The 6,123-nt window shown below is 38.3% G+C and carries 6 protein-coding genes; 3 read left to right on the top strand and 3 right to left on the bottom strand.

Translation table 11 applies throughout. The features are described 5' to 3' along the window. On the bottom strand, nucleotides 1-269 hold a 269-nt coding region (locus QVP90_RS16705; RefSeq protein ID WP_288204884.1), incomplete at its 3' end, for a carboxypeptidase-like regulatory domain-containing protein. Between the two features lie 436 nt (nucleotides 270-705). Between QVP90_RS16705 and QVP90_RS16700 the strand changes: the two genes are divergently transcribed. After that, nucleotides 706-924 carry a hypothetical protein gene (locus QVP90_RS16700; RefSeq protein ID WP_005932265.1) on the top strand — a complete coding sequence of 73 codons (219 nt, stop codon included), beginning with the start codon at nucleotides 706-708 and terminating at the stop codon, nucleotides 922-924. Nucleotides 925-1,017: 93 nt separating this feature from the next. Here the strand turns inward: QVP90_RS16700 and QVP90_RS16695 are convergent, their stop codons facing one another. Both QVP90_RS16695 and QVP90_RS16690 read right to left on the bottom strand, forming a co-directional pair. Continuing rightward, nucleotides 1,018-1,719 carry a sensor histidine kinase gene (locus QVP90_RS16695; protein WP_005932269.1) on the bottom strand — a complete coding sequence of 234 codons (702 nt, stop codon included), beginning with the start codon at nucleotides 1,717-1,719 and terminating at the stop codon, nucleotides 1,018-1,020. Nucleotides 1,720-2,017: 298 nt separating this feature from the next. Continuing rightward, nucleotides 2,018-3,790, bottom strand: coding sequence for a helix-turn-helix domain-containing protein (locus QVP90_RS16690; protein WP_021937050.1), 1,773 nt, complete (start codon nucleotides 3,788-3,790; stop codon nucleotides 2,018-2,020). A 273-nt stretch (nucleotides 3,791-4,063) separates the two neighbouring features. On the opposite strand from QVP90_RS16690, the gene QVP90_RS16685 reads away from it, so the two are divergent. Both QVP90_RS16685 and QVP90_RS16680 read left to right on the top strand, forming a co-directional pair. Then, entirely contained in the window at nucleotides 4,064-5,410 is a 1,347-nt protein-coding gene (locus QVP90_RS16685) for an MATE family efflux transporter (protein WP_005932274.1), read from the top strand. Between the two features lie 97 nt (nucleotides 5,411-5,507). After that, nucleotides 5,508-6,123 (top strand): OmpA family protein (locus QVP90_RS16680; RefSeq protein WP_288204881.1); only part of this gene is annotated, 616 nt, incomplete at its 3' end.

Below are 6,123 nucleotides of genomic sequence, written 5' to 3'. Positions count from 1 at the left end.
GTTATCTGTTTCGTTTGATATAAAAGATGCTGTATAATTAGTCGATATTCCTCCGGCTGGCTATTTAAAAGAAATGTGCCGTCGGCATTGGATATGGATGCACCTACATAGATAGAATCCATCGTTTGCAACACGATAGTTGCACCGTCTACCGGCTGTTGGCTGTCATCTGTAATTTTACCACTGATTGTCTGCCCCCAAACAACTGCCTGAAAATTATCTAAAACTATATACCCTATTATACACAAAATAATTCTGCTTAATCTCATATCCGCTCAGTTAAGTATTCAATATTTTCATCCAAAGCTATAGATTGGTGATGTGTTCTCAAATTTTAGCACAAATATTCGCACAAATATATATTGCATATCCATATATGTCGTGAATTATGCAAAAATAGGAAAGACAATTGCCAATTAAAAGCAATTGCAAAAATAAAACCTCAATAATCACCACTCTTTAAGTAATTTTCGGTTAAGATTATATTAATTATCAATATGCATAGTAGACAGCATGCGAAAGTACCCATTCTACTACACATAAGTAATATCCCTATTGGTCGCCCGGATCATACATTTCGTCATAAACAATAAGGGCGTTCGTCGAAAATAATTTTATAGAAACTTTTATTGATGTATCTTCGCGTCCTGAACAGAAAACAGAACATCCGATAACGAAACGATTCACAACAAAAAATGTCCCAATATGCAAAAACAAATTCTGATTTTCCGAACCTCCATAAAGGATAAGCAAGATATGAAGCTCATCCAAACTCTTTTCATCCAATTTCCCCAAATACACAAATGGAACGTGGACTTGGAAGATTGGGAAAAAATCTTAAGAATAGAATGTCATGGAGTGACTTCAACCGATATATTGAATGCATTGCAGACAATTAACATTCATGCAAAAGAATTAGAGTGAATATTTTCTCTGCCAAACCTTTGATCGGGCATTGTGGCAGCAGAAAATCAAAAGAGTATTCATATTATCTGCTTTAAAATATAAATAGCACTTTTACAAGCAAGTGGTATAAGGATGTGTAAACCAAAACCGCGAACCCTTACCCGGTTCGGACTCTACGCCTATATCCCCACCAAATTGTTTTACTACAACCTGACACACAGAAAGCCCTAATCCGGCGCCTTGTGAAAAAGCATCCAATTTAACGAAACGTTCAAAGATCCTTTCTTGCTGTTCTTTTTCAACTCCGATCCCAGTGTCAGTCACATAAAACTCGATGTGTTTATTCTTCAATATATATCCTATCACGATATTTCCCCTAAGAGTAAATTTAATGGCATTAGCTACTAAATTTGTGATAACCTGATGTAATCTTTTCCTGTCAGTCACGATATGGCATTCCGGTAAATCATTCTCCACTGACAACTCAACACCAGCCGGCAATCTGAAAGACATAACACATGCAATATCCTTACATACAGAAGAAATCTCCACATCATCTTTTTCAAAATCAAGCTCTCCGGCATCTATTTGAGAAATATCGATAATATCAGACAGCAAACGTAAGAGTATATCATTGTTTTCGCGGATAATCTGAACGTATTCTTTCCGTTCACCCTCATTTTCAGCATCCACCAACAGATCTGAAAATCCAACGATCGCATTTAAGGGAGTTCTGATTTCATGATTTATATTGGCTAAAAAGGCACTTGTTATGTCAAATTCTTTTTTGTGGCTTTTCTTCTTCTTGTCCATACATTCATCAAATGTAATTATACAATATTATACGTAAAGAAAGTGTATTTGAGATGAATGCGGCTACAATATTTAAAATAAGATATTAAGATTTGTTCTAAAGTTATTAATAAAAATATTAACCTGTTATAAATCAAAGAAATATAAATGAATATTTATAAGATTCAAAGACATACAAATATCATTTTCAAGTATTCGGGCACATTAACGCCCCACGGAATGGGAGCTGATTTCCCGATGCTATTTTATAAATGTATTATCCAGCAACTATAAAAAGACAGCAATATTCTGTCAACAATTATTCCAGTTCGTTTTGGGCTTTTTTAAATTCAAACGGAGTCATTCCGGTTTTCTTTTTAAATAAGATATGAAAAGTAGGCATACTATTAAATCCGGATTCTTCGGCAATGGCCTTTAGTGTATAATTAGGATATTCTTTCAGTAACCTGATCGCATGGGTGATTCGCAAATCATTGATATATCCGCTTAAATTAGTTCCGGTGTTTTCTTTTATCATCTTGGCAAAACGCGCATTATTCATTCGCACTAACGGCACCAGATCTTCTCTGGCAAGTTCTGAAGAAAGATATAATTTCTCCTGCATGATGACTGTATTCAACTTATTGAATAATATTCTATTCTCTTGCTCTTCTTCATTCACCTCTGTATTATCTGATACATTTTGTACATCACCTGTTGATTGAACGGAACTTACAATACATGAAACTTTATCTTCTTTTATATCCACATTGCGATTACCATCCCCGGTCACTTTCTCTTTTTCATCAATGCCGGCAATCCGCTCATTGATAAGTTTGACCAAAGTCTGATTTTTATATTTGATAATACAGGTATGACGCCACATTCGCCATAGTATGAATAGAATCAGAACTGTAATGCAAGTGAAAAAGAAAATCGAGATATTCCTGACTTTCAATTGAAAAGCCTGCTCTTTAATAAACTCTTCCTTTTCATTCATTTTATGGACAGTGCTCAATTCCAATGCTGCGTTCTGTTTTTCACGAGTGTTCATACTATCCACTATTGTCAAAATCGACTCACGCAATTCCGCCACCTTTTTAAAGTCATGCAACCCGAGATAAGCCTTCACTTGTTTCTGCAAAACACTTAAATACTGCAAGTTTATAGTATCCTGATGTTGTAATACAGCCCTAAAATTTTCACATATATCAATAACTCTCGCGTATTGTTTATTCAGTAACAGATATGGAGTCGCATCATATTGCCCGTCCGGTGTCAAGGCAGCTTTGGTAGACAGATATCGGTTAAAATACTTCTCTGCCTCCATATATAGCTTTTTGAAATGGCAGATATATGCCAATTTTGAATACACATAAGCATATTGCCGGTCAATATACCCTTCCGGAGTCTGATATAACGAATCTATCGCATGAATCAGTTTTTCCCGTTGCAGTCCTATCGCCAAAGCTTCATCATAGCGGGAGTCATCAAGCAGATACCCCATTTTTATCCCATAAAAATACGACAGCATGGCCGCCCCTTCCCTGTCTTTAATATTTTGCAATAACCGGATGGCCGTATCAAAATGTTCGTAACTTCTTTCTTTTAAAGAGAGCATCCTTTCATTTTCACCGATACAGAAAAGTAATTTACTTTCAGCCTTAATATCATTTTGTCTTTGAGCAAATTCAATACCCTGCATTGCATACCTCATACTTTCTTTATATTCACTGAGCAGATTTGAAAGTTCGGCTAAGGCTATCGTCATTTGCAGCAAGTGTTCCGGATTATTTTGTGAAACAGAATCGAGGACATACGATTTCCGGGCATAATCAAACGCCAGTTTATTCATATACATATTACGATAAGCCATGCTACGCAAATCGCTAATAAGGTATGGTAACATGGTTCCCCGATTTTCCGCTTCATCCAATAGTTTCAATGCACGTTCCGGTTCTGCTATGTATATCTGCGAGATATATTCTCTTGTATACAACGAATCGTCACTCGCAACGTCTTTTGCCATTGATAATTGACTGTACAAAAACAGAAACGCAAAAGCATAAGATAAGATAGAGATGTATTTCATTAATTTCCATTATTGTGCTTCAAAAATAGAGCATATTTTCCAAATATTTAGTACGATTTGCCCGACCGGCCATTTAAAAATACTTAAACAGCTTGCAATTACCGGAATATTTCAACGCACTTCATTCTACATAAGAAAACATTATTCCATTAAAAAGACATTGTATCCATACTTTGGTATCAATGAAAAAAATCGCGGCAGGAATAGATATATCCGAGCATAGTTTTTCATATCTTTGCGCCTCATTTCATACGACAAGCAAAAGAATCATCCATGCAAGGAATAAAAAACTTAACCCACGGATCCATAAACCGTCAATTATTCAATCTGGCTATGCCTATTATGGCAACCTCCTTCATCCAAATGGCCTATAGCCTGACAGACATGGCATGGGTAGGGCGTTTAGGTAGTGAAGCAGTAGCAGCAATCGGTTCGGTAGGCATACTTACATGGATGTCCGGTTCTATTTCATTATTGAATAAGGTGGGATCGGAAGTTAGTGTCGGACAATCCATCGGAGCGCAAAATCAGGAAGACGCCCGTCACTTCGCTTCACACAATATCACGATCGCACTTCTTATATCCATATGTTGGGGAGCATTGTTGTTTATATTGGCAGGCCCTATTATACGTATCTACGAACTCGCTCCGCATATTACCGACAATGCCGTAACTTATCTCCGGATAGTTTCCACAGCGATGCCTTTCGTTTTTCTTTCGGCGGCTTTCACCGGTATCTACAATGCTGCCGGACGAAGCAAAGTTCCTTTTTATATCAGTGGGACCGGATTAATACTGAATATCGTGCTCGATCCGCTTTTTATTTTCGGATTCGGACTGGGAACTAATGGAGCTGCCTATGCAACCTGGATTTCCCAGGCAACCGTATGCAGTATCTTTATATATCAATTACGTTTCCGTGATGCACTTTTAGGTAGCTTTCCTTTTTTCACTCAACTAAAGAAAAGATATACGCACCGTATTCTGAAATTGGGGCTTCCGGTAGCTACCCTCAACACTTTGTTTGCTTTTGTCAATATGTTCCTGTGCCGCACGGCTTCGGAGCAAGGCGGGCACATCGGATTGATGACCTTTACTACCGGAGGGCAGATAGAAGCCATCACATGGAATACCTCACAAGGATTTTCTACAGCATTGAGCGCCTTCATAGCACAGAACTATGCAGCCGGAAGAACGGAAAGAGTTATAAAAGCATGGCACACCACTTTATGGATGACGGGAATATTCGGTACGTTCTGCACACTCCTGTTTATTTTCTTTGGAAATGAAGTATTTGCCATCTTCGTACCGGAACAGGCTGCTTATGAGGCAGGAGGCGTCTTTCTTCGGATAGACGGATACTCCCAACTTTTTATGATGCTTGAAATTACCATGCAGGGCGTGTTTTATGGTATCGGAAGAACAGTACCGCCTGCCGTCATCAGTATCACATGTAATTACATGCGTATTCCACTTGCCATTTTCTTCGTCCGTTTAGGTATGGGAGTAGAAGGTATCTGGTGGGCAGTTAGTGTAACAACCATTGCTAAGGGATTAATCCTGCTGATGTGGTTCATTATTATACGAAAAAAGGTTCTTTCCATCAACAAAATTGCATAGTTAGTTGTTTTTGAGAGAAAGGAACGACGGCATAACTAAATATTTTTTTATCTTTGTCCTCGTTTTAGAGTTTATCACTAATAAATTAATAAGAAGTATGAAAAAGATTAAGTTTATGGCCTTCTTCCTAAGTATGGCTTTAGTATTCGGAAGTTGTGGATCAATGAACAATACCGCTAAAGGTGGAATGATCGGTGGCGGTTCAGGTGCCGCTTTAGGTGCAATTATCGGTGGTATCGCCGGTAAGGGTAAAGGCGCTGCTATCGGTGCTGCTATCGGTACAGCCGTCGGAGGTACTGCTGGTGCATTGATTGGCCGGAAAATGGATAAGAAAGCAGAAGAAGCTGCCAAAATCGAAGGTGCACAAGTAGAGCAAATCACAGACAACAATGGATTGGCTGCTGTAAAAGTGACTTTTGACTCAGGTATCCTTTTCGGATTCAACTCTTCTACATTAAGCAATGCCGCCAAACAATCTTTGCGTGAATTTGCCGGTGTGTTGAAAAGCGATCCGACTTTAGATATTGCAATCATCGGACATACCGATAAGGTAGGTACGCAGGAAGCCAATCAGAAGGTTTCGAACAACCGTGCTTATGCGGTAGAAAATTACCTGCAATCTTGTGGTGTTCAGCCTTCTCAATTCAAAACAGTAGAAGGTGTAGGTTACTCACAGTATGACGAATCGTTAACAGCTGCTCAAAATCGTCGTG

Origin of the sequence: Bacteroides sp. CAG:189, assembly GCF_000432295.1 — a bacterium.
Classification (GTDB): domain Bacteria; phylum Bacteroidota; class Bacteroidia; order Bacteroidales; family Bacteroidaceae; genus Bacteroides; species Bacteroides salyersiae.
This window is presented reverse-complemented; position numbering and strand designations above follow the sequence as displayed.

Bases quoted from the DNA above. Each gene is read 5' to 3' on its own strand.
- QVP90_RS16700 (WP_005932265.1), top strand. From the start codon at position 706: ATGCAAAAACAAATTCTGATTTTCCGAACCTCCATAAAGGATAAGCAA.
- QVP90_RS16690 (WP_021937050.1), bottom strand. From the start codon at position 3,790: ATGAAATACATCTCTATCTTATCTTATGCTTTTGCGTTTCTGTTTTTG.
- QVP90_RS16685 (WP_005932274.1), top strand. From the start codon at position 4,064: ATGCAAGGAATAAAAAACTTAACCCACGGATCCATAAACCGTCAATTA.
- QVP90_RS16695 (WP_005932269.1), bottom strand. From the start codon at position 1,719: ATGGACAAGAAGAAGAAAAGCCACAAAAAAGAATTTGACATAACAAGT.